Source organism: Streptomyces sp. Alt3 (assembly GCF_030719215.1).
Lineage (GTDB): Bacteria > Actinomycetota > Actinomycetes > Streptomycetales > Streptomycetaceae > Streptomyces > Streptomyces glycanivorans.
Map to the genome: position 1 here is coordinate 2304723 of NZ_CP120983.1, position 19996 is coordinate 2324718.

A 19996-nucleotide genomic window follows, 5' to 3' on the forward strand; every position below is an offset into this window, starting at 1 on the left:
CGTCGGACGTCAGGTGATCTTGACGGGGTTCACGATGTCGGCGACGAGGACCAGCAGCGTGAAGCAGATGAAGATGCCTGCGACCACGTAGGCGACGGGCATGAGCTTCGCCACGTCGAACGGTCCGGGGTCGGGCCGCCTGAAGACCTTGGCCAGATTGCGGCGCAGGGCTTCCCAGAGCGCACCGGCGATGTGTCCGCCGTCCAGCGGCAGCAGGGGCAGCATGTTGAAGAGGAACAGCGAGAGGTTGAAGCCGGCGAGGAGGAACAGCATCATCGCGATCTGGTTCTGCGCCGGGATGTCGAGGTTCATCACCTCGCCGCCGATCCTGGCGGCGCCGACCACGCCGACCGGCGAGTCGTCGGCACGCTCCCCGTCGCTGAAGGCCGCGTTCCACAGGTCGGGGATCTTGGAGGGCAGGGCGATGATCGAGTCGACGCCGTTCTCGATCATGTCGCCCATGCGGACGACCGAGTCGCCGAAGGAGAGCGGCAGGATCTCCGTGTTGGCGGCGAAGCCGAGATAGCCGGCGGTGACGAACTTCCCGGGGACCACCTCGCCGTCGGCGTCCTTCCGCGCGACGGTGTTCTCCTGCAGCACGGCGTGCAGGGTCTGCTCCTCGCCGTCGCGCTCCACGGTGATGGTGGCCGGGCCGGTGGTCTGCCTGATGCGGTCCGAGAGCGTCGCCCAGTCGTCGATCCGCTGCCCGTCGAAGGCGACGATCCTGTCACCCTCCCGCAGTCCGGCGGCCTTGGCGGGCGAGACCGGGTCGGAGGCCTTGCAGCTGTCGCGGTTCTCGCTCTGCTCGATCACGCACTGCTGGACGCCGGCGACCTCGGTGGTCTGGGTCTGGAAGCCGAAGGTCATGGCCACGCCCATGAAGATCGCGACGGCCAGGACCAGGTTCATGAACGGCCCGGCGAACATCACGATCACGCGCTTCCACGGCTTGCGCGTGTAGAAGAGGCGCGACTCGTCGCCCGGCTGGAGCTCCTCGAAGGCGGCGGACCTGGCGTCCTCGATCATCCCGCGCCAGGGAGAGGTCGACCGCGCCTCCAGTCGGCCGTCCGGCCCCGGGGGGAACATGCCGATCATGCGGATGTAGCCGCCTGCGGGGATGGCCTTGATGCCGTACTCGGTGTCGCCCTTCCTGCGCGACCAGATCGTCGGGCCGAAGCCGACCATGTACTGCGGCACCCTGATGCCGAAGAGCTTGGCCGTCGACAGGTGGCCCAGTTCGTGCCAGGCGATCGAGAACAACAGACCCACGGCGAAGATGGCGATCCCCAGGATCGTCATCAGGATCGTCGTCATGCTCATGCGTGCGCCTCCGCTGTCGCTGCCGCCGAGAGTTCGCGGGCCCTGGAACGGGCCCAGGTCTCCGCTTCGAGGACGTCCGCGACCGTCAGTGAAGTTCCCGTGGCGGGGGTGCCGTGTTCGGCCACCACCGATGTGACCGTATCCATGATTCCGTTGAACGGCAGCCGTCCCGCGAGGAAGGCGTCGACACACTCCTCGTTGGCCGCGTTGAAGACCGCGGGCGCGGTGCCGCCGAGGGTGCCCACGTGCCGGGCGAGCCCGACGGACGGGAACGCCTCGGTGTCGAGCGGGAAGAACTCCCAGCTGGAGGCCTTCGTCCAGTCGAACGCGGGGGCCGCGTCCGGGACCCGCTCGGGCCACCCGAGACCGATGGCGATGGGGCCGCACATGTCGGGCGGGGTCGCCTGGGCGAGGGTCGAGCCGTCGGTGAACTCCACCATCGAGTGAACGTACGACTGGGGGTGGACCACGACGTCGATCCGGTCGAAGGGGATGTCGTAGAGCAGATGCGCCTCGATGACCTCCAGCCCCTTGTTGACCAGGGTCGCGGAGTTGACCGTGATGACCGGGCCCATGGCCCAGGTCGGGTGTGCCAGGGCCTGCTCGCGGGTGACGTCGGCCAGCTCGCTCCGCGTCCTCCCCCGGAACGGGCCGCCGGACGCGGTCACGACGAGCTTGCGGACGTCGGCGCGCTTGCCCGCGGCGAGCGCCTGGAAGAGCGCGGCGTGCTCGGAGTCGACCGGGATGATCTGGCCGGGGGCCGCCAGTGCCTTGACCAGGGGGCCGCCGACGATCAGCGACTCCTTGTTGGCCAGGGCGAGGGTGCGGCCCGCCTTCAGCGCGGCGAGCGTGGGGGCGAGGCCGATCGAGCCGGTGATCCCGTTCAGCACGGTGTGGCACTCGCTGCCCGCGAGCTCGGCGGCGGCGTCGGGGCCGGCCAGGATCTCCGGGAGCGGCTCGCCCTGCCCGTGGACCTCGCGCAGCGCCTCACGGAGCGCCGGCACCTTGTCCTCGTCGGCGACCGCGACCGTGCGGACGCGCAGCTGCCGCGCCTGCTCGGCGAGGAGCCGGACCCGGCCGCCCGCGGCGGAGAGCGCGGTGACGCGGAAACGTCCGGGGTTGCGCAGGACCAGGTCGATGGCCTGCGTGCCGATGGACCCGGTGGAGCCGAGGATCACCAGATCGCGGCGGCCTTCGGCGGCGTCGAAGACGAGATGCGGATCGGCGAGGGGTGCGGGGCTGTCGCTCATGGACCCCATTGTTGCCGCATCCGCTGTGCGCGCCGACAGCGCGCCCCCGCCGGGGCGTGCCTCAGGCCTGCCCGGCACGGAATTTCCTCCACTGGGCGGCCATGACGTCCTCGGGGACCCCGCCGATGTCCTGGGTGCCCAGGATCTCGCCGCGGAAGGCGAGGGTGGTGGAGCCGGAGCGCAGGACGGTGAGGTACTCGTAGAGCTTCAGCTTCCCCTTCACGTCCAGGACGGTGAAGCGGTACGCCTTCGCCTCGTCGGCCTCGTCCGCGAAGCCGGGCAGCGCGGCCGGTTCGGCCTTCTCGTAGCGGGCGCGCGCGACGGCCCGTTCCTCGGTGAAGCCCCCGGCGCACTCCCGGCCGGCCTGGTCCAGCGCCTTCATGACCTTCGCCGCCCCGTCGGCGGCGTACGAGCGCAGCGTCACGTCGACGGTGACTCCGAGCATCTCCTCGGGCTTGTCGGCCTTGCGCTGCACCTGGGCGGCGGGCGGGAGGCCGCTGACGTCGCCCGCGAGGCTGACGAGTGGCTGGCAGACGGCGGGGGCGGCGGTGTAGGCGTCGCCCAGCGGCCCGTCCAGGGCGTACTCGGAGGCGGTGAGGTCTCCGGCCCGCTCCCCGTCACGGAAGGCGACGGCGCTGAGCTGCGACTCGGTGAGCGCCCCGGAGGAGACCGCCGGGCGGGAGGGGGCGGGGGCCTTCCCGGCCTCGCCCTTGCCGTCGTCGCCACCGCCGCCGCATCCGGTGAGGGCCACGAGGGCCGCCACCACGCATCCCGCCGCCACGGCTCCCCGCCCGCCGCCCGCCCCGCGCACCCCGAACATCCCTGCCCCTGTCTCCCGTTGACGGGCCGCGCCCGGTGTCCGATCGCGGCCGAGGCTCGATTGTGCGGCATCCGGGGATCAGAAACGCGTCTCGATGCCGAACTTCTCCCTCAGCCGCCGCATGTCCGCCACATCCCGCCCGGCCGGTTCGTAGCCCTGGTGGAACAGCGCCTGCTGCTCCGCGGAGACGCAGCGCACGGTGGTCGTCCCGATGGTGCCCGTGACGAAGCAGGCCGCCGGGTAGCGGAAGGGCTCCGCGGGGTCGAACGAGGACTGGACGGCCGAGCCGTCGGCGGCGAACTCCAGCGGATGCAGGTCGATCTCGGGTCCTGACGGGTGGCTGAGCACGAAGCGGACGGGGCGCCGGTCGAGCGTCTCGGTGTAGCCGGCCGACTCCAGGGCCGCCACGACGGCCGGCTCCTGCTCTCGGACGTGCAGGAGGTCGAGGTCGCGGTGTTCGCGGGTCTCCTCGCCGAGCAGGGCGTCGACGCCCCAGCCGCCGGCGATCACCACGTCGGTGCCCGCCGCGCGGAGCAGGGCCAGGACGGACAGGACCTCGTCACGGGACATCATGCGGGTGACCGTAGTGCGCCCCGCATCCGGGCGCACCGTCATTCCCCGGCGGAGCTCCGCTCCACGAACGCGGCGAACTCCTCGTGGAAGCGGGGGAAGGTCTTGCGTACGCAGCCGGGGTCGTCGTAGGTCATGCCGGGCGTGAGCAGGCCGGCGACGGCGAAGGACATCACGATGCGGTGGTCGCCGTGGGTGACGATCTCCGTGGGGTGCGGGGTGCCGGGGTGGATCTCGATCCAGTCGGGCCCGGTGTGCACGGTGATCCCCATGTTCCGCAGGTTCTCCGCGCAGGCCTCCAGCCGGTCGCACTCCTTCACCCGGGTGTTGGCGACGTCCTCGATGCGTACCGGCGAGGTGGCGTACGGGGCGATCGCCGCGAGGGTCGGCATGGTGTCGGAGATGTCACGCATGTTGACCGTCAGACCGGAGAGCCGGCCGGAGGACCGTACGGTCGTGGAGTCCGCGGTCGTCCGCACGTCCGCGCCCATCCGGCGCAGCACCTCGGTGAAGCGGAGGTCCCCCTGGAGGGCGCCCGTGCCGAGTCCGGGGACGGTGACCTCACGTCCGGTGAGCGCCGCCGCGGCGAAGAAGTAGCTCGCGGTGGACGCGTCGGGCTCGATCGCGTAGGTGGTGGCGCGGTAGCCGCCCGGGGGGACGGTGAAGGTGTTCCCCTCCCGGACCACCCCGACGCCGAAGCTGCGCATCATCGCGAGGGTGATCTCGACGTACGGCGCCGAGACCAGCTCCGTCACCTCGATCCGCAGGCCCTCCGCGGTGAGCGGCCCGAGCATCAGCAGGGCGGTGAGGTACTGCGACGACTCCCCCGCGTCGAGGGTGAGTTCGCCGCCCTTGACGCCCGAGGCCTCGATCGTCAGCGGGTGGCGGCCCTCCGCTCCTTCGTGGCGCAGGTCGACGCCCAGGGTGCGCAGGGCCTCGGTGAGGGGTGCGAGTGGGCGGCGGCGCATCTGCGCGGAGGCGTCGAAGCGGTACGTGCCGGACGCCGCGGCCGCGGCGAGCGTCGGCAGGAAGCGCGCGGTGGTGGCGCCGTCGCGGCAGTGGACGTCGGCATCGGCTGCGGCGGGCCCCGAGGGGCGTCCCTCGATGTGCCACCGGTCCGGCTCCAGGACGACCTCGTAGCCGAGGCGGGTCAGCCCCTCGGTGAACCCCTCGGTGTCGTCCGAGTGCAGGGGACGCAGGAGGGTGGTGGTGCCGTCCGCCGCGGCCGCCAGGAACAGCGCGCGGGCGGTGACGGACTTGGAGCCGGGGATGTCGATGACGGTCACGGGCGTCCATTTTGCCCTGTGGAGGGCGTGCCCGCGGGGCGCGTCCAGGCAGTGGACGCGCCCCGAGGGGTAACGGGTTCAGCGGATGGTGCGGTGGACGTCGTCCCCGGTGGCCGGGCCGGGAGCGGCGTCGGCGATCCAGGGGCCGTCGCCGCTGGGGTCGATGACTCCCTCCTCCAGCCAGGTGTAGGTCCCGGAGAGGACTCCGTCCACGACGCGCTTGTCGATGTCGTCCGTGTTGGACCACAGCCGGTTGAAGAGCTCCTCCACCCGGATGCGGGCCTGCCGGCAGAACACGTCGGCGAGCTGGTACGCCTCGCGGCCGTGGTCGTCGTCGGCCCGCAGGTGCTCCGCCCGGACACAGGCGGCGCTCATCGCGAAGAGTTCGGCGCCGATGTCGACGATCCGGCCGAGGAAGCCCTGCTTGGTCTCCATGCGGCCCTGCCAGCGGGACATCGCGTAGAAGGTCGAGCGGGCCAGCTTCCGGGAGGAGCGCTCGACGTACCGCAGGTGCGCGGAGAGGTCGGGGTGTCCCGGGACACGGAACTCGGCGTAGGAGGTGGGTAGTTGCCCGGGTCCGCTGACCAGTTTGGGAAGCCAGCGCGCGTAGAAGCCGGCGGCGTTGGCACCCGCCCTCGCCTTGTCGGAGAGCGGCTTGTCGGGGTCGATGATGTCGCCGGCGACCTTGAGGTGGGCGTCGACGGCCTCTCGGGCGATCAGCAGGTGCATGATCTCCGTGGAGCCCTCGAAGATCCGGTTGATCCGCATGTCGCGGAGCATCTGCTCGGCGGGGACGGCGCGTTCGCCGCGGGCCGCGAGCGAGGCGGCGGTCTCGAAGCCGCGTCCGCCGCGGATCTGGACGAGCTCGTCGGAGATCAGCCAGCCCATCTCGGAGCCGTACAGCTTGGCGAGCGCGGCCTCGATACGGATGTCGTTGCGGCTCTCGTCGGCCATCTGTGAGGAGAGGTCGACGACCGCTTCGAGGGCGAAGGTGGTGGCGGCGATGAAGGAGATCTTCGCGCCGACCGCCTCGTGACGGGCGACCGCCCTGCCCCACTGCTCGCGGACCGCCGCCCATTCGCGGGCGATCTTCAGGGACCACTTGCCGACGCCCACGCACATCGCGGGCAGCGAGAGCCGTCCGGTGTTGAGCGTGGTGAGGGCGATCTTGAGACCGGCACCCTCGGGACCGATCCGGTTCGCCGCGGGGACACGGACCTGGTGGAAGCGGGTCACGCCGTTCTCGATGCCGCGCAGCCCCATGAAGGCGTTGCGGTGCTCCACGGTGATGCCCGGGGAGCCTGCCTCGACGACGAAGGCGGTGATGCCGCCCTTGTGTCCCTCGGACTCCGGCACGCGCGCCATGACGACGAGCAGGTCGGCGACGACTCCGTTGGTCGTCCAGAGCTTCACACCGTCCAGGACGTAGTCGTCGCCCTCAGGGACGGCCGTGGTCGCGAGGCGTGCCGGGTCGGAGCCGACGTCGGGTTCGGTGAGGAGGAAGGCGGAGATGTCGGTCCGCGCGAGGCGGGGCAGGAAAGCGTCCTTCTGCTCCTGGGTGCCGAACATCTTCAGCGGCTGCGGTACGCCGATGGACTGGTGGGCGGAGAGCAGCGCGCCGATCGAGGGGTTCGCCGAACCGGCCAGCGCGAGAGCCTTGTTGTAGTAGACCTGGGTCAGGCCCAGGCCTCCGTACCTGGTCTCGATCTTCATGCCGAGGGCGCCGAGTTCCTTGAGGCCGTCGATCACCTCGTCGGGGATCCGGGCCTCGCGCTCGATGAGGGCGCCGTCGACCCTGGTCTCGCAGAATTCGCGCAGCCGGGCGAGGAACGCCTCGCCGCGCCGTACGTCGTCCGGGGCCGGCTGGGGGTGGGGGTGGATCAGGTCCAGCCGGAAGCGTCCGAGGAAGAGTTCCTTGGCGAAACTCGGCTTGCGCCAGTCCTGTTCACGTGCGGCCTCGGCCACCTGCCGCGCTTCGCGTTCGGTGACCTTGGGGGCCTGGGGGATGTCGGATGGGGCGGACATGAGGAGCTCACCTCGCCGCGAGTCGGGATATGGGTCGGGCCGTACGTGTACCGATCGGTGTCACTTGTCCGTATCTACCCGATCCGCGCCGCCCCCACCACCCTGTGCGGGGCTCCCGGTGGCCCGTGGAAGCGGCACACCCCCGGGCGGTCCGGACCCCGGACTTCCCAAGTCGGTCGGGACGACTCGGCCGCTCGGGCTACCCCGCCCACCCCGGCACCGGCCGGTGGGCGGCAGGCGCGTCAGGGCAGCCCGGGTGACGGATCATGCCCCGGATGCTGCCCTCCCGTCCCTTATCCGCGGGAGGCGGGTCATGGCAGCGTGGCTCGCCGGAGACGGCGAGACGCACGGATAGAGGGAACGCAATGCACGCACACGAGCCGCAGCGGTCATCGGGAGACAGCCGGCGGCAGACGCCGGTGCGGCGCGCCCGGACCGGCCCGCTGCCCGGCACGCAGGCCACCGCTCCCGGGGCCGGTGCGCTGCTGGCTCTGCAGCGCGCCGCGGGCAACGCCGCCGTACTCCGGGCGATGGAGCAGGAGCGCCACGAGCACGGGCCCGGGTGCGGCCACGGGGAGGCGCCCGGGACACAGGTGCAGCGGTCCGCCGTCCATGACGTGCTGCGCGGGGCGGGCAGCCCGCTGGCGGACCCGGTGCGGCAGGAGATGGAGGCGCGTCTCGGCCAGGACTTCTCCGATGTGCGGGTGCACCAGGGCACGGAAGCGCGGCGTTCGGCCGGGGAGATCGGGGCGCGCGCCTACACCTCGGGCAACCATGTGGTTCTCGGTGAGGGCGGCGGCGACAAGCACACCCTGGCGCACGAGCTGACGCACGTGATCCAGCAGCGGCAGGGTCCGGTGGCGGGCACCGACGACGGCGGGGGGCTCCGGATGTCGGATCCTGGCGACCGTTTCGAGCGGGAGGCCGAGGCGAACGCGACCCGGGTCATGGCGCAGGCGCCGCCGGTGACCGCCGAGGCGGCGCCCGAACCGGGGGCCGCCCCCGGTGCCGGGACACCGCACGTGCAGCCTGCTCCTGAGGTTCAACGGGCTCCGCAGGTGCAGCGGGCCGACGAGGACGAGGAGCAGGGCCCGCCGCGCTACCGGCAGACGAAACCGAGCAAGGAGGGGACCCGGTCGGCGAACCTGCGCACCCTTGACCGGATGGCGCGGGAGGCACACGCACCGAACGCGCGGAGGACACCGCACGTGGCGGTCGCGAACGTGCCGGAGGTGGGGCTGCGGTACTCGTCCAACTCCGGTCAGAAGAAGCTGTCCGAGGAGAAGCAGCAGGCGGGGCTCGCTTCTGTCGGGACCGCCCTGGACCATGACGCGCCGCTGTCGGAGGATTCCCGCCGCCGCAAGGACCAGCTCAAGCTGCGGGCGACGCTTTCCGGGGACTACGAGGGTGTGCACAGGGACGATCCGGATCTCCCAGCCACCGCGCGGGCGCTGCGGTCGTCGGTGGGCACGTGGACCTGCAACGCGGAGCACTCCAAGAAGGACGCCTCCGTCCACGGCGAGATGACCCTGCTCGGCGAGCAGATCTCGTCCTGGGAGGGGAATCCGTGGCCGCTGGGCAAAGGCAAGATCAAGGAAGTGCACATGGGCGGCGTGAAGAAGGCGTGCGGCGCCTGCCAGATGACGTTCACCGCGGTCAACGCCACGCTCGGAGCGGAGTACGGCTACCGCGTGGTCCCGTCCGGGTCGCACGGTGAGATGTTCAGGTGGCGGGCACCTGACTGGCTGGAGGGCGGCGTGCTCCAGCAGGTCGGGGCCGCCGCCGCGCCCCGCGACTACGAGTTCCGGAACCGGATCCTGGAGCAGACCGCGGCAGGCCGGAAGAAGGCGGAGCAGGAGACCGGCCAGACCCGCATGACCAGCGCCCAGCACCTCCCGTCCGACTCGGAGTCGGACTGGGAGCGGGCGTAGGGACGACGGGCCTGCCCGTGGCGGGCGCCGGCCTCAGGGCACGCCAGGCCGGATACACCGGACGGCCGGAGCCCCCGCACAGCGGGCTCCGGCCGTCCTTGGCGGTGGACCTGGCTACAGGGCCAGGCCGGTGAGGACCAGGACGCGCTCGTAGGTGTAGTCGTCCATGGCGTAGCGCACGCCCTCGCGGCCCACCCCGGACTGCTTGGCGCCGCCGTACGGCATCTGGTCCGCGCGGTAGGAGGGCACGTCGCCGATGACCACGCCGCCCACCTCCAGGGCCCGGTGGGCGCGGAAGGCGGTCTGCAGGTCGTGGGTGAAGACGCCCGCCTGGAGCCCGTACCTGGAGTCGTTGGCGGCGGCGAAGGCCTCGGCCTCGCCGTGCGTCCTGCGGACGTACAGGACCGGGCCGAAGACCTCCTCGCAGGCGATCGTCGTGGTGTCGGGGAGGTCGGCGAGGACCGTGGGTGCGTAGGTCGCGCCGTCGCGCTTGCCACCGGTGAGCAGGGTGGCGCCGGCGGTGACGGCCTCGTCGACCCAGGACTCGACCCGGCGGGCCGCGTCCTCGCTGACGAGCGGGCCCACGTCGGTGGCCGCGTCGGAGGGGTCGCCGGTCACCAGGGCCTCGACGGCCGCGACGATCTTCGGCACGAGCCGGTCGTAGACGGTGGCGTCGGCGATGACGCGCTGCACCGAGATGCAGGACTGGCCGCCCTGGTAGTTGGAGAAGGTCGCGATGCGGGTCGCGGCCAGGTCCAGGTCCTCCTCGGACGACCAGTCGCCGAGCACGACCGCCGCTCCGTTGCCGCCGAGCTCCAGGGTGCAGTGCTTGCGCGGCACCGACTCCATGATCGAGTAGCCGACGGGGCCGGAGCCGGTGAAGGAGATCACCGGCAGCCGCTCGTCCTGGACCAGGGCGGGCATCTTGTCGTTGGGCACGGTCAGCACGGACCAGGAGCCGGCCGGCAGGTCCGTCTCGGCCAGCAGTTCACCCAGGATCAGCGACGAGACCGGGGTGGCCGGGGCCGGCTTGAGGATGATCGGAGCGCCGACGGCGATGGCCGGGGCCACCTTGTGGGCGCTGAGGTTGAGCGGGAAGTTGAAGGGCGCGATACCGAGCACGGGCCCGCGCGGGAAGCGCCGGGTCAGGGCGAGACGGCCGGTCCCGCCCGCGTCGGTGTCCAGCCGCTGGGCGTCGCCGCCGTTGAAGCGGCGGGCCTCCTCGGCGGCGAACCGGAAGACGGAGACGGCCCGGCCGACCTCGCCGCGGGCCCACTTGATCGGCTTGCCGTTCTCGGCGGAGATCAGCTGGGCGATCTCCTCGGTGCGCTCGGTGAGGCGGCGTTGGACGTGGTCGAGCGCGGCTGCGCGTACGTGCGCCGGGGTCGCGGCGAACTCCTCGCGCACGGCGTACGCGGCGGCGACGGCCTCCTCGACCTGGTCGTCGGTGGGCACGGAGACCGTGCCGACGAGACGTCCGTCCCAGGGGTTGGTGACGTCGAAGCTGTCCTCGCCGGTGGCCTGGCGGCCGGCCAGCCAGAAGGCGTGCGTGGAAGTCATGGCGGTTCCGGCCCTTCAGGGGTGGTGTACGACGATCGCCGGGCACCGTGAGGGCGCCCTTCGGCCCCACCGTAGGGCGGCCCGGCTCGGATGAGGCTTGTCCGCCGTGGAGTGGACCGGTGCCCGGGTGCGCCGGTTTGTCGTAGCGGTTCGTCGTCGCGGGCCCGGCTACCGGCCGCCGGCGGAGGCGGACGTCGTCTTGAGGGCGAGCCACAGCTCCATCCGGACGTCCGGGTCGTCCAGCGAGCGGCCCAGGATCTCCTCCACCCGCCGCATCCGGTAGCGCAGGGTGTGGCGGTGGACGCCCAGGTCGGCGGCGGCGGCGTCCCACTGGCCGTGCCGGGAGAGCCAGGCGCGCAGGGAGTCCACGAGATCGCCGCGGCCCTTCGCGTCGTGCTCGTGCAGCGGCCGGAGCATTCCGTCGGCGAAGGCCCGTACGGCGTCGTCCGCCAGGAGCGGCAGGACGGAGCCGGCGGCGAGCTCCTCGTGCTCGACCATGGCTCTGCCCCGTCTGCGGGCGACCGAGAGAGCCTGTTCGGCCTGCTTGTACGCGGCGGAGACGGCGATGGGGCCGCAGGGGGCGGACATGCCGACGACCACGTCGGAGTCGTCGGGGCCCGGCTCGCGCACCGGCCGGTCGTCCGCGGCCCTGGCGTGGGCCGCGCAGGCCGCGACCGCGCCGCCGCCGTCGGCGGCCAGCACCACCAGGCGCTCGCCCTCGGGCACCATCAGCAGGGTCTCCCCGGACCGGGAGGCTGCGGCCTCCATCGTCTCCGCCAGCAGCTCCGTCCCGGAGGGGGCCGGCGCCTCGGCGATCAGCAGCCGGAAGGGGGCGTCGAGGAGTCCGCCGTACAGGTCCCCGGCGACGGCCCGGGCGTGGTCGGACTCACCTGCCAGCAGCATCCTCAGGACCGCGGCGCCCAGGCGCTGCTCCGCTCCCAGGAGTGCGCGGGAACGGGCCGTGGTCAGGGTCAGCAGGGCGACCGCGGAGTGCACCGCGTAGCGCTCCGCCGTACCGAGGGCCGCCCCGGTGCCGACGGCCAGCGCACCGCGGTTGCGGCGGCCCGTGCCCAGGGACTGCAGTTCGACGCGGTCGTCGCTCTCGCTGTCACCGACGACCACGCTGGCCGGGGCGGGGCGGTCCCTCAGCCGCTCCACCTCGGGCGTGAGCCGTGCGGCGCGGCGTGCCGCCCAGTCGGGCGCGGCGGCGACGACTGCGCCGGCGGAGTCGTACAGCGCGGCCCATCCGTCGACGTTCGCGGCGAGGCGGGTGAGCAGCTCCGCGGGGCCGTCCCCGGCGACCGCGGCACGGGTGAGTTCCCGCTGGGCCTCGAACCCGGCCGTGACCGACCGGTACTGGTCCGCGGCGATCGCCCCTGACACCGCCTTGCTGATGGCCAGGAACGGCGTGAGCCGGGGTACTTCCAGGAGCGGGAGGCCGGCCTCCTCGGCTGCGTCGACGAGCGCCGGCGGGATCTCCTCGTAGGTGACGCCCACGCCGAAACCGATCCCCGCGACTCCGGCGCCGGCCAGCCTCTGGACGTACCGGCGCATCGTGCCCGGGTCCCGGGCGTCGAGATTGGTCGCGGTGACGAGGAGCAGCTCCCCGCCCTCCATGTACGGGACCGGGTCGGCGAGTTCGCTGGCGTGCGCCCACCGCACGGGTGTGCCGAGCCGGTCGGCGCCCGCCCGGACGGTGAGCTTGAGCGCCGTGTGCTGGACGAGCGAGGCGAGAGTGGGTGGCATGGGACCGCCGGACCTCTGGGAGTCGATGGCGCCGCCCGGGCGGACGGCTCGAATGCGCCGCCCCGTACAGACGACCGCGTTCGATTCTGCCAGGGCGGCAGGGTCCCCGTAACCTCGCTCAGCCGTCCAGCGTGACCAGGAGCGGGGGCGCGTGCTCACCCTCCACCGTCGTCAGTGACAGCACCGCGTGCCCGGGGGGCACCTGGTAGGCGAGCTCCGACGCGGACCAGCGCTCCCGCTCGACCCGCCGCACGGTCACGGCGTCCCTGGTCACGGCCTTGCCGGTGACGAGCTTGCGCAGGCCGTGCAGGGCGCGGGTGAACGGCTGGTCGGCGAAGACCGCGTGCTGGGCGACCTCGCGGGTCTCCACCCACTCCTTGCCCCAGACCTCGGCGAAGCGCTTGCCGTCCCAGGTGGTGACCCCGCTGAAGGCCATGCAGCAGCCGACGGCGCCGAGCAGCGCGGTGTGCAGCCCTTCGGGGACGTCGTCGACGGTCCGCAGCGTCAGGAGCGCTCCGGCGTTGACCGACCGCAGGCGCCGGATGCCCCGGACGGTCTCCGCGGTGACGGTGTGCGTGGCGTCGTCCAGGACCAGGCAGACGAAGAGGGACCGGTCGGCGCGAGCTGCCGTGATCGCGGTGAACTGGGCGAGGACGAGCCGGGTGAGCAGCCGCGACGCCTCGGCGTGCGCCCGCTCGGGAAGGTCGATCCTGACACGGAGCGGCAGGTGGCCGAGGGAGCGCAGGGAGAACGGGCGGGCCTGTTCCCCGGTGGCGAAGAACGGCGCGAACGCGGGGCGGTCGAGCAGCGCGATGCGGTCGGCGAGCACCGGTCCGGGGTCCCCCGCCCCGCCCTTCTGACGGGTGCGGGCCTCCAGCTCGCGGAGCATCGCCTGGTGGCCGCCCGCGCCGAGGGCCTCCCGGAGCGCGTCGATCGCGGCGACGTCGCCGTCCAGGAGTTCGCGGAGCGCGGGTACTCCGGGGAAGTGTCCGTGCACGGCGCGGTAGGGGCCGAGCAGCTGGGCGAGGACGGTGGCGGCGCGCCTGCTGTCCAGGTGGGTCACATCGCCCACGAGTCCCTCCGCGAGCACACTCGCGGCCTCGTCGGGGTCGGTCGTGCCTCCGTAGAGGTCGAAGTCGTGCACGGAGGCCGGGTCGCCGATCCGCACCACGACGTCGAACGCGTCGTCCGGGCCGAGGTCGCTCCCGGCGCCGCCGACGGCGAGCACCGCGGCCCGCCCGGCGAGTGCCTGCAGCGCGAGGGACTCGACGACCGGCCGTACCAGCCGGGCGGACTTGCCGGCCCCGGGCGGGCCGACGGCGAGCAGGGAGGTGCCCAGAAGTGCGGGTTCCAGGGCGATGCCCGAACCGCGCCGGACGTACGGGTTGTGCGGGTCCTCCGTGCAGCTGCCGATGCGGACCTGCCCGGTGAGCAGGTCGTGCCGGACGGTGCGGCGCGTCAGGTCCCTGGCGCCGGAGGGGTGGAGCGCGGCGGCTCCGCCGGTGCGCAGGACGGCCTCGGTGAGCGCGGCGAGGCGCTCGGGGTGGCCGCGCCCCACGCGCCAGGCGTGGCGCAGACGGGCGACGTCGACGTCGTTCATCCGGCCGGTGCGGACCTCGGCGGTGAGGGCCTCGGCGGCGTCCCTCATACCCGCCTCACGGAGCTCCGGCCACTGATCGGGGGTGGGCGCGTCCGGCGGCCCGGCCGGGGCGTCGGGTACGGCGGCGCCCTTGCCGCGCCGGGCGGCGATCAGCTCGCGCCAGTGGCCGAGGCGGGCGAACGGCCAGAGCACGCCGAGGGCGATCAGGGTGTAGATCACGTTGACGACGGTCTGGCTCTGGTAGATCTCGCCGCCCGCGACGGAGGCGACGAGGATCAGCACCGGCCTGACCAGCGGCACGGCGTCCTTCCACACGAGGAGCTCGGCAAGGGCGCTTCCGGCCGCGGTGGCCAGACCGAGGAAGGGCTGCCCCCGGCCGGCGACGTGGCGGCGGAAGATCTCGGACCAGTTGCCCAGGCGCCCGCAGCCGTAGACCAGGAGCCCGAAGAGGACGGCCTCGTAGACGGTGAGGGCGTCGGCGCCCTCGATCGTCCGGGGCCCGCCGAACGTACCGGCGTACCACCAGTCGCCGGGCGTGAACAGCTTCAGCGGGACGAGCCGGTAGGGGATGTAGCCGTTGCGCCAGAGGGACCACAGGAGCAGTCCGCTGAGTACGGAGATGAGCACGCCGACCAGCAGTGAGCGGTCGGACACCCCCTCGGGCTTCTCGGGCGGGCGCGGGACGTGGCCGTAGCGCCAGACGCCCGGTTCCCGCACGGGGCGCGGGGTGCGCAGCCACTCCTCGACGCCCGCGCCCCCCGCCTCCGGCCGCCTGGGCCGCGGGGCGTACGGAGGAGGCGGTGGCGCCGCGGGCGGTGGCCCGGCGGGGCGGGGCACCCGTTCCGCGCCCGTGCCTCGTGCGTCGTACGTGCCTTCGGTGTCCATGAACCGCTGCCCCCTGACCAGCCAGGTCCGTCCTCTGCACCGGCCAATCTAGTGCCCGGGCACCGGGAGTTCAGCCATGCGGCCGTACGGCCCGGCGGAGTCGGTGCGGACCGGTGCCCCGGCGGCTCCACCGGGGTATCTGTCCGTGGCGGACAAGGACACTCTCCCACCACTCCCGATCGGAGCATGACCGCTGCCCGCACCCGCCCCTAGCCTGCAGAAACAGAAGCGTCCGAAACACCCCCAGGAGCCCCGCATGTCCGACATCCCGCAGGAGCGCCGCGTCGTCACCGCCATCCCCGGCCCGAAGTCGGCGGAGCTGCAGACCCGCCGTGTCGCGGCGGTCGCCGCCGGTGTGGGCTCCACGCTGCCGGTCTTCACCGCCCGGGCGGGCGGCGGAATCATCGAGGACGTGGACGGCAACCGCCTGATCGACTTCGGTTCCGGCATCGCCGTGACCTCGGTGGGCGCCTCCGCCGAGGCGGTCGTACGCCGGGCCTCGGCGCAGCTCGCCGACTTCACCCACACCTGTTTCATGGTCACGCCGTACGAGGGCTACGTCGAGGTCTGCGAGCAGCTCGCCGAGCTGACGCCGGGCGACCACGCCAAGAAGTCCGCGCTGTTCAACTCGGGCGCCGAGGCCGTCGAGAACGCCGTGAAGATCGCCCGCGCCTGGACGAAGCGCACCGCGGTGGTCGTGTTCGACCACGGCTACCACGGCCGCACCAACCTCACGATGGCGCTGACGGCGAAGAACATGCCGTACAAGCAGGGCTTCGGTCCGTTCGCGCCCGAGGTGTACCGGGTGCCGGTGGCGTACGGCTACCGCTGGCCGACCGGCGCCGAGAACGCCGGGGCCGAGGCGTCCGCCCAGGCCATCGACGAGATCACCAAGCAGATCGGCGCGGACAACGTCGCCGCGATCATCATCGAGCCGGTCCTCGGCGAGGGCGGCTTCATCGAGCCCGCCAAGGGCTTCCTCCCGGCGATCGCGCAGTTCGCGAAGGACAACGGCATCGTCTTCGTCGCGGACGAGATCCAGTCCGGCTTCTGCCGCACAGGCCAGTGGTTCGCCTGCGAGGACGAGGGCATCGTGCCCGACCTGATCACCACGGCCAAGGGCATCGCGGGCGGCCTCCCGCTCTCCGCCGTGACGGGCCGTGCCGAGATCATGGACGCCGCGCACGCGGGCGGCCTCGGCGGGACGTACGGCGGCAACCCGGTGGCGTGCGCGGGTGCGCTCGGCGCCATCGAGACGATGCGCGAGCTGGACCTGAACGGGAAGGCCAGGCGTATCGAGGAGGTCATGAAGGGCCGCCTCGCCGAGATGCGGGCGAAGCTTCCGAACGGCGACATCATCGGTGACATCCGCGGGCGAGGCGCCATGATCGCGATCGAGCTGGTGAAGTCCGGCTCGAAGGAGCCCGACGCGGCCGCCGCGGGGGCTCTGGCCAAGGCCTGCCACGCCGAGGGCCTGCTGGTGCTGACCTGCGGCACGTACGGCAACGTCCTGCGCTTCCTGCCGCCGCTCGTCATCGGCGAGAACCTGCTGAACGAGGGCCTGGACATCATCGAGCAGGCGTTCGCGCGGCTCTGACACGTGCGAATCACCGGGCGCCGGGCACCGTCCGACGGTGCGTTCCCCGGCGTCCAGGTGAGGGCGTGTGAAGAAGGTGTGCGGGGGCCATGGCGGGATACCGTTGTCACTTCCGGTGCCCGCTTCCCCTGACGTACGGTTTTCCCAGATGAGAGAAACACCCCGCCCGCAGGGGACTGCGGGTGATGCCGGTCCGGGGCTCCCCCAGCGCCGTACCGGCCGTGCCATCGCGCACACCGCTGGAGCTTCGGGCTCCGGGACTCCTCACCGATCGGATGGCCGCCCGCCCCACACCCCCCGGGGCGCGCGGCAACCCGGTCCGACCGGCCACCTCGGAACAATCCCCCCTGTTCCCCGGTGGCCGGTTCTTCTCGTGTGGGCGTCCGTCGCGCTGCCGGTGCTCCTCCTCGTGATCACCTGGCAGGTGCTGACCGACGGCCCGCTGCTGGGTCCCGACGAGCGACTCGGCCTGGAGCTGGCGGGGCTCGGCCCCGCATGGCTCACCGATCTCTTCGCCGACCTCGGCAACATGCAGGTCGCCGTCCCCGTGCTGGCGTGCGCGGTCCTCGTCGCGTGGTTCCGGCGCGCCCGGCGGGCCGCCCTGTACGCCGTGGTGGCCATGGCCGCCGTTCCGGCGCTCGTCGTCCCGCTCAAGCTGTGGACGGACCGTCAGGGACCGCTGACGGAGGCTACGGGCTACTACCCCTCGGGCCACACCACCACGGCGATGGTGGCGTACGGGGCGGCGGCGCTCCTGCTCGCCCCGTACATGAGGCGGTCATGGGTGACGCTCGTCGCCGCCGTCCTGCTGACGGCGGCGACGAGCGTCGGTCTGGTGCTGCGCGGCTACCACTGGCCGCTGGACGTGGTGGCCGGCTGGTGCCTGAGCGGGGTGCTGCTGCTCGCCCTGCGGGCGGTCACGAGGAGCGGTCAGCCGCCGAAGTAGGCGTCGAAGTTCTTCGAGAACTCCCAGTTGTTGAAGCGGTCCCAGTTGATCGACCAGGTCATCAGCCCGCGCAGCCCGGACCAGGTGCCGTGGGTCCGGTAGGTGCCGCAGTCGGTCTTCTTCGTCAGGCAGTTGAGCGCCTTGGTGACCTCCGCGGGTGAGGTGTGGCCGTTGCCGGCCTGGGTGGACGCGGGGAGGCCGAAGGCCACCTGTTCGGGGCGCAGCGCGGGGAAGACCTTGGTCTGGTCGCCCGCGACGGGGAAGCCGGTGAGCAGCATGTCCGTCATGGCGATGTGGAAGTCGGCGCCGCCCATGGAGTGGTACTGGTTGTCCAGACCCATGATCGAGCCCGAGTTGTAGTCCTGGACGTGCAGCAGGGTGAGGTCGTCGCGCAGCGCGTGGATGACGGGCAGATAGGCGCCCGCACGCGGGTCCTGGCCGCCCCAGGGGCCGGAGCCGTAGTACTGGTAGCCGAGCTGCACGAAGAAGGTCTCGGGGGCCATGGTGAGGACGAACCCGGCCCCGTACTTGGCCTTGAGGGACTTCACCGCGGAGATCAGGTTGACGATGACGGGGGTCGTCGGGCTGCGGAAGTCGGTGTCGCCTGTCGCGAGTGACAGCGAGTGGCCCTCGAAGTCGATGTCCAGGCCGTCGAGGCCGTAGGTGTCGATGATCTTGCTGACGGAGCTGACGAAGGCGTCGCGGGCAGCGGTCGAGGCGAGCTGCACCTGTCCGTTCTGGCCGCCGATCGAGATCAGCACCTTCTTCCCGGCTGCCTGCTTGGCCTTGATGGCGGCCTTGAACTCGGCTTCGCTCTCCACGTTCGGGCACTCGGCGACGGGGCAGAGCGAGAAGCGGATGTCACCCGAGGTGACGGACGTAGGCTCACCGAAGGCGAGGTTGATGACGTCCCACGAGTCCGGCACGTCGGCCATCCGCGTGTAGCCGGAGCCGTTGGCGAAGCTGGAGTGGAGGTAGCCGACGAGCGCGTGGGCCGGGAGTCCGCCGTCGCTTCCTCCCCCGCCTCCGGCGGCCGTGGTGACGCTCACGGCCGCCGACTTCGCCGACTCGCCGGCGGCGTTCACCGCGGAGACCTGGAAGCTGTACGCCGACGACGCGGCCAGCCCCGTGACGGTCGCCGAGGTGCCGGTGGTGTCGAGGACCTTGGTGCCGCCGCGGTGGACGCGGTAGCCGGTGGCTCCGGCGGAGGGGGTCCAGGACAGCGGAACGGCCGAGGCGGTGGCCGTACCGGCCCGCAGACCGGTGGGGGCTGCGGGCACGGCGACGGGGTCGCCGCCGGGGCCGGTCAGGGTGAGGTCGTCGGCGTGGTACGCGGGGGTGCCGTACCAGCCGTGGGTGTAGACCGTCACCGACGTGGTCGCGGGGCCGGTCCGGAAGTTGGTGGTCAGCTGCTGGTACGCACCGGCGGACTGGGTCCACGTGGAGACGTCGGTGGTGCCCGTGCCGGACGCCCCGAGGTAGACGTAGCTTCCCTGCACCCACGCGCCCAGCGTGTAGGCGGAGTCGGGCCTGACGCTCACCGTCTGCGAACAGCGGGCGTTGTCGCTGCCCGCCGGTGTCGCCTTCAGCGCCGAGGTCCCGCTGTGCACGGGTGAGCCGACCACGGTGCCGCTGCCGCCGGTGCAGCTCCAGCCGTCCAGCCCCGTCTCGAAGCCTCCGTTGCGCGCCAGATCGGCGTCGGCCGCTCCGGCGGCCGGCGCCGTCGCGACCAGGGCTCCGGCGGCGAGCAGTCCGGCCGAGAAGACGGCCAGGAGCCTGGAGAGACGGGCGGGTGGTCCGGTGCGGGATCCGGTGCGTTCCACAACAGCCTCCGTGCAGGGGGTGATTGAGCGGCAGGCGCTCAACATGGTCCAGACCAATCAGGTTGTCAAGACCTCTGGCGGCGTCTCACTCCCCGCCGCGCGCTCCCCGGGCCGCGGCCGCCTCGTGCAGGGCGAGTTCGAGGAGACCCGCGTCGGTGAGCACACCCGAGCCGTCCGGCGGGATCAGCCAGCGCACCCCGCCCACGGCGCTGCCCGGCCGGGGCACGACGATCCACGCCCCCGCGCCGATCCCGCGGATGCCGGTCCCGACCCAGCGGGACGCCGTCCCGGGCGGCACGAAGAAGCCCGTCCGGGATTCCCCGAAGTCCGCGAGGACGGGTCCCGGCCTGTCGATGAGGCGGGTGAGCACGTCGAGCGTCGGATGGGCGAGTTCCCCCGGAACGATCAGCACGTCCCAGCGCTTCCCGGCGGGCAGGAGCGCCATCCCCCGGGGGTTGCGCGCCCACTCCCTCCGTACGGCGCCCGGATCCGGCGCCACCGACGCGAGCCATGCGACCGCTGCCTTCGTCCCCGTGCCGGCCATGGACTGCCTCCTTCTCCCCGTGGACACCGGCAGGTTCCTGCCGGTGCGTTCACGGGAGAGAGAGGGCCGGACGCGGATCATGACGCGGGTTCG

At 72.5% G+C, this 19996-nt stretch carries 14 protein-coding genes; 3 read left to right on the forward strand and 11 right to left on the reverse strand.

The window, feature by feature from the left end:
• Positions 1-9: 9 nt before the first annotated feature.
• The 6 genes from P8A20_RS09635 to P8A20_RS09660 all read right to left on the reverse strand — a co-directional run bounded on the left by P8A20_RS09635 (position 10) and on the right by P8A20_RS09660 (position 7271).
• Positions 10-1320, reverse strand: coding sequence for a M50 family metallopeptidase (locus tag P8A20_RS09635; protein WP_147959749.1), 1311 nt, complete (start codon positions 1318-1320; stop codon positions 10-12).
• Positions 1317-2579 (reverse strand): 1-deoxy-D-xylulose-5-phosphate reductoisomerase, encoded by a 1263-nt coding sequence (gene dxr, locus P8A20_RS09640; RefSeq protein WP_187282154.1) that lies wholly within the window; start codon positions 2577-2579, stop codon positions 1317-1319. Before dxr ends, P8A20_RS09635 begins: the two co-directional genes overlap by 4 nt.
• Positions 2580-2631: 52 nt before the next feature.
• Positions 2632-3390, reverse strand: coding sequence for a hypothetical protein (locus tag P8A20_RS09645; RefSeq protein ID WP_306103336.1), 759 nt, complete (start codon positions 3388-3390; stop codon positions 2632-2634).
• A 78-nt stretch (positions 3391-3468) separates the two neighbouring features.
• On the reverse strand, positions 3469-3963 hold the full coding sequence (locus P8A20_RS09650) for a nucleotidyltransferase domain-containing protein (protein ID WP_371606103.1): 495 nt from the start codon (positions 3961-3963) through the stop codon (positions 3469-3471).
• Positions 3964-4001: 38 nt separating this feature from the next.
• A complete protein-coding gene (aroA, locus tag P8A20_RS09655; protein ID WP_306103338.1) occupies positions 4002-5246 on the reverse strand; it encodes a 3-phosphoshikimate 1-carboxyvinyltransferase in 1245 nt (414 codons plus the stop codon).
• A gap of 78 nt (positions 5247-5324) precedes the next feature.
• Positions 5325-7271, reverse strand: a complete 1947-nt coding sequence (locus P8A20_RS09660) for an acyl-CoA dehydrogenase family protein (RefSeq protein ID WP_147959747.1) — start codon at positions 7269-7271, stop codon at positions 5325-5327.
• A gap of 365 nt (positions 7272-7636) precedes the next feature.
• Here P8A20_RS09660 and P8A20_RS09665 point away from each other — a divergent pair, with 365 nt between their 5' ends.
• A complete protein-coding gene (locus tag P8A20_RS09665) occupies positions 7637-9202 on the forward strand; it encodes an eCIS core domain-containing protein (protein WP_147959746.1) in 1566 nt (521 codons plus the stop codon).
• A 114-nt stretch (positions 9203-9316) separates the two neighbouring features.
• On the opposite strand, the gene P8A20_RS09670 is transcribed toward P8A20_RS09665, so the two are convergent.
• The 3 genes from P8A20_RS09670 to P8A20_RS09680 form a co-directional block, all read right to left on the reverse strand.
• On the reverse strand, positions 9317-10762 hold the full coding sequence (locus P8A20_RS09670; protein WP_147959745.1) for an aldehyde dehydrogenase family protein: 1446 nt from the start codon (positions 10760-10762) through the stop codon (positions 9317-9319).
• Positions 10763-10930: 168 nt separating this feature from the next.
• The gene (locus P8A20_RS09675) at positions 10931-12508 is read right to left on the reverse strand and encodes a PucR family transcriptional regulator (protein WP_147959744.1); all 1578 of its coding nucleotides are present in this window, start codon (positions 12506-12508) and stop codon (positions 10931-10933) included.
• A 118-nt stretch (positions 12509-12626) separates the two neighbouring features.
• Positions 12627-14993: an ATP/GTP-binding protein gene (locus P8A20_RS09680; protein ID WP_306103339.1), complete on the reverse strand. Its 2367-nt coding sequence runs from the start codon at positions 14991-14993 to the stop codon at positions 12627-12629.
• Between the two features lie 256 nt (positions 14994-15249).
• On the opposite strand from P8A20_RS09680, the gene gabT reads away from it, so the two are divergent.
• A complete protein-coding gene (gene gabT / locus P8A20_RS09685; protein WP_306103340.1) occupies positions 15250-16590 on the forward strand; it encodes a 4-aminobutyrate--2-oxoglutarate transaminase in 1341 nt (446 codons plus the stop codon).
• Between the two features lie 373 nt (positions 16591-16963).
• Positions 16964-17536: a phosphatase PAP2 family protein gene (locus P8A20_RS09690; RefSeq protein ID WP_371606104.1), complete on the forward strand. Its 573-nt coding sequence runs from the start codon at positions 16964-16966 to the stop codon at positions 17534-17536.
• On the opposite strand, the gene P8A20_RS09695 is transcribed toward P8A20_RS09690, so the two are convergent.
• Both P8A20_RS09695 and P8A20_RS09700 read right to left on the reverse strand, forming a co-directional pair.
• Complete coding sequence (locus P8A20_RS09695) at positions 17521-19359, reverse strand: chitinase (RefSeq protein ID WP_306103341.1); 1839 nt, start codon at positions 19357-19359, stop codon at positions 17521-17523. The genes P8A20_RS09690 and P8A20_RS09695 overlap by 16 nt on opposite strands.
• A gap of 85 nt (positions 19360-19444) precedes the next feature.
• On the reverse strand, positions 19445-19903 hold the full coding sequence (locus P8A20_RS09700; RefSeq protein ID WP_306103342.1) for a hypothetical protein: 459 nt from the start codon (positions 19901-19903) through the stop codon (positions 19445-19447).
• Between the last annotated feature and the right edge of the window lie 93 nt (positions 19904-19996).

Coding starts and splice junctions, on each gene's coding strand:
- P8A20_RS09660 (WP_147959747.1), bottom strand. CDS start 7,271: ATGTCCGCCCCATCCGACATCCCCCAGGCCCCCAAGGTCACCGAACGC.
- gabT (WP_306103340.1), top strand. CDS start 15,250: ATGTCCGACATCCCGCAGGAGCGCCGCGTCGTCACCGCCATCCCCGGC.
- P8A20_RS09635 (WP_147959749.1), bottom strand. CDS start 1,320: ATGAGCATGACGACGATCCTGATGACGATCCTGGGGATCGCCATCTTC.
- dxr (WP_187282154.1), bottom strand. CDS start 2,579: ATGGGGTCCATGAGCGACAGCCCCGCACCCCTCGCCGATCCGCATCTC.
- P8A20_RS09675 (WP_147959744.1), bottom strand. CDS start 12,508: ATGCCACCCACTCTCGCCTCGCTCGTCCAGCACACGGCGCTCAAGCTC.
- P8A20_RS09650 (WP_371606103.1), bottom strand. CDS start 3,963: ATGATGTCCCGTGACGAGGTCCTGTCCGTCCTGGCCCTGCTCCGCGCG.
- P8A20_RS09665 (WP_147959746.1), top strand. CDS start 7,637: ATGCACGCACACGAGCCGCAGCGGTCATCGGGAGACAGCCGGCGGCAG.
- P8A20_RS09645 (WP_306103336.1), bottom strand. CDS start 3,390: ATGTTCGGGGTGCGCGGGGCGGGCGGCGGGCGGGGAGCCGTGGCGGCG.
- P8A20_RS09680 (WP_306103339.1), bottom strand. CDS start 14,993: ATGGACACCGAAGGCACGTACGACGCACGAGGCACGGGCGCGGAACGG.
- P8A20_RS09700 (WP_306103342.1), bottom strand. CDS start 19,903: ATGGCCGGCACGGGGACGAAGGCAGCGGTCGCATGGCTCGCGTCGGTG.
- P8A20_RS09670 (WP_147959745.1), bottom strand. CDS start 10,762: ATGACTTCCACGCACGCCTTCTGGCTGGCCGGCCGCCAGGCCACCGGC.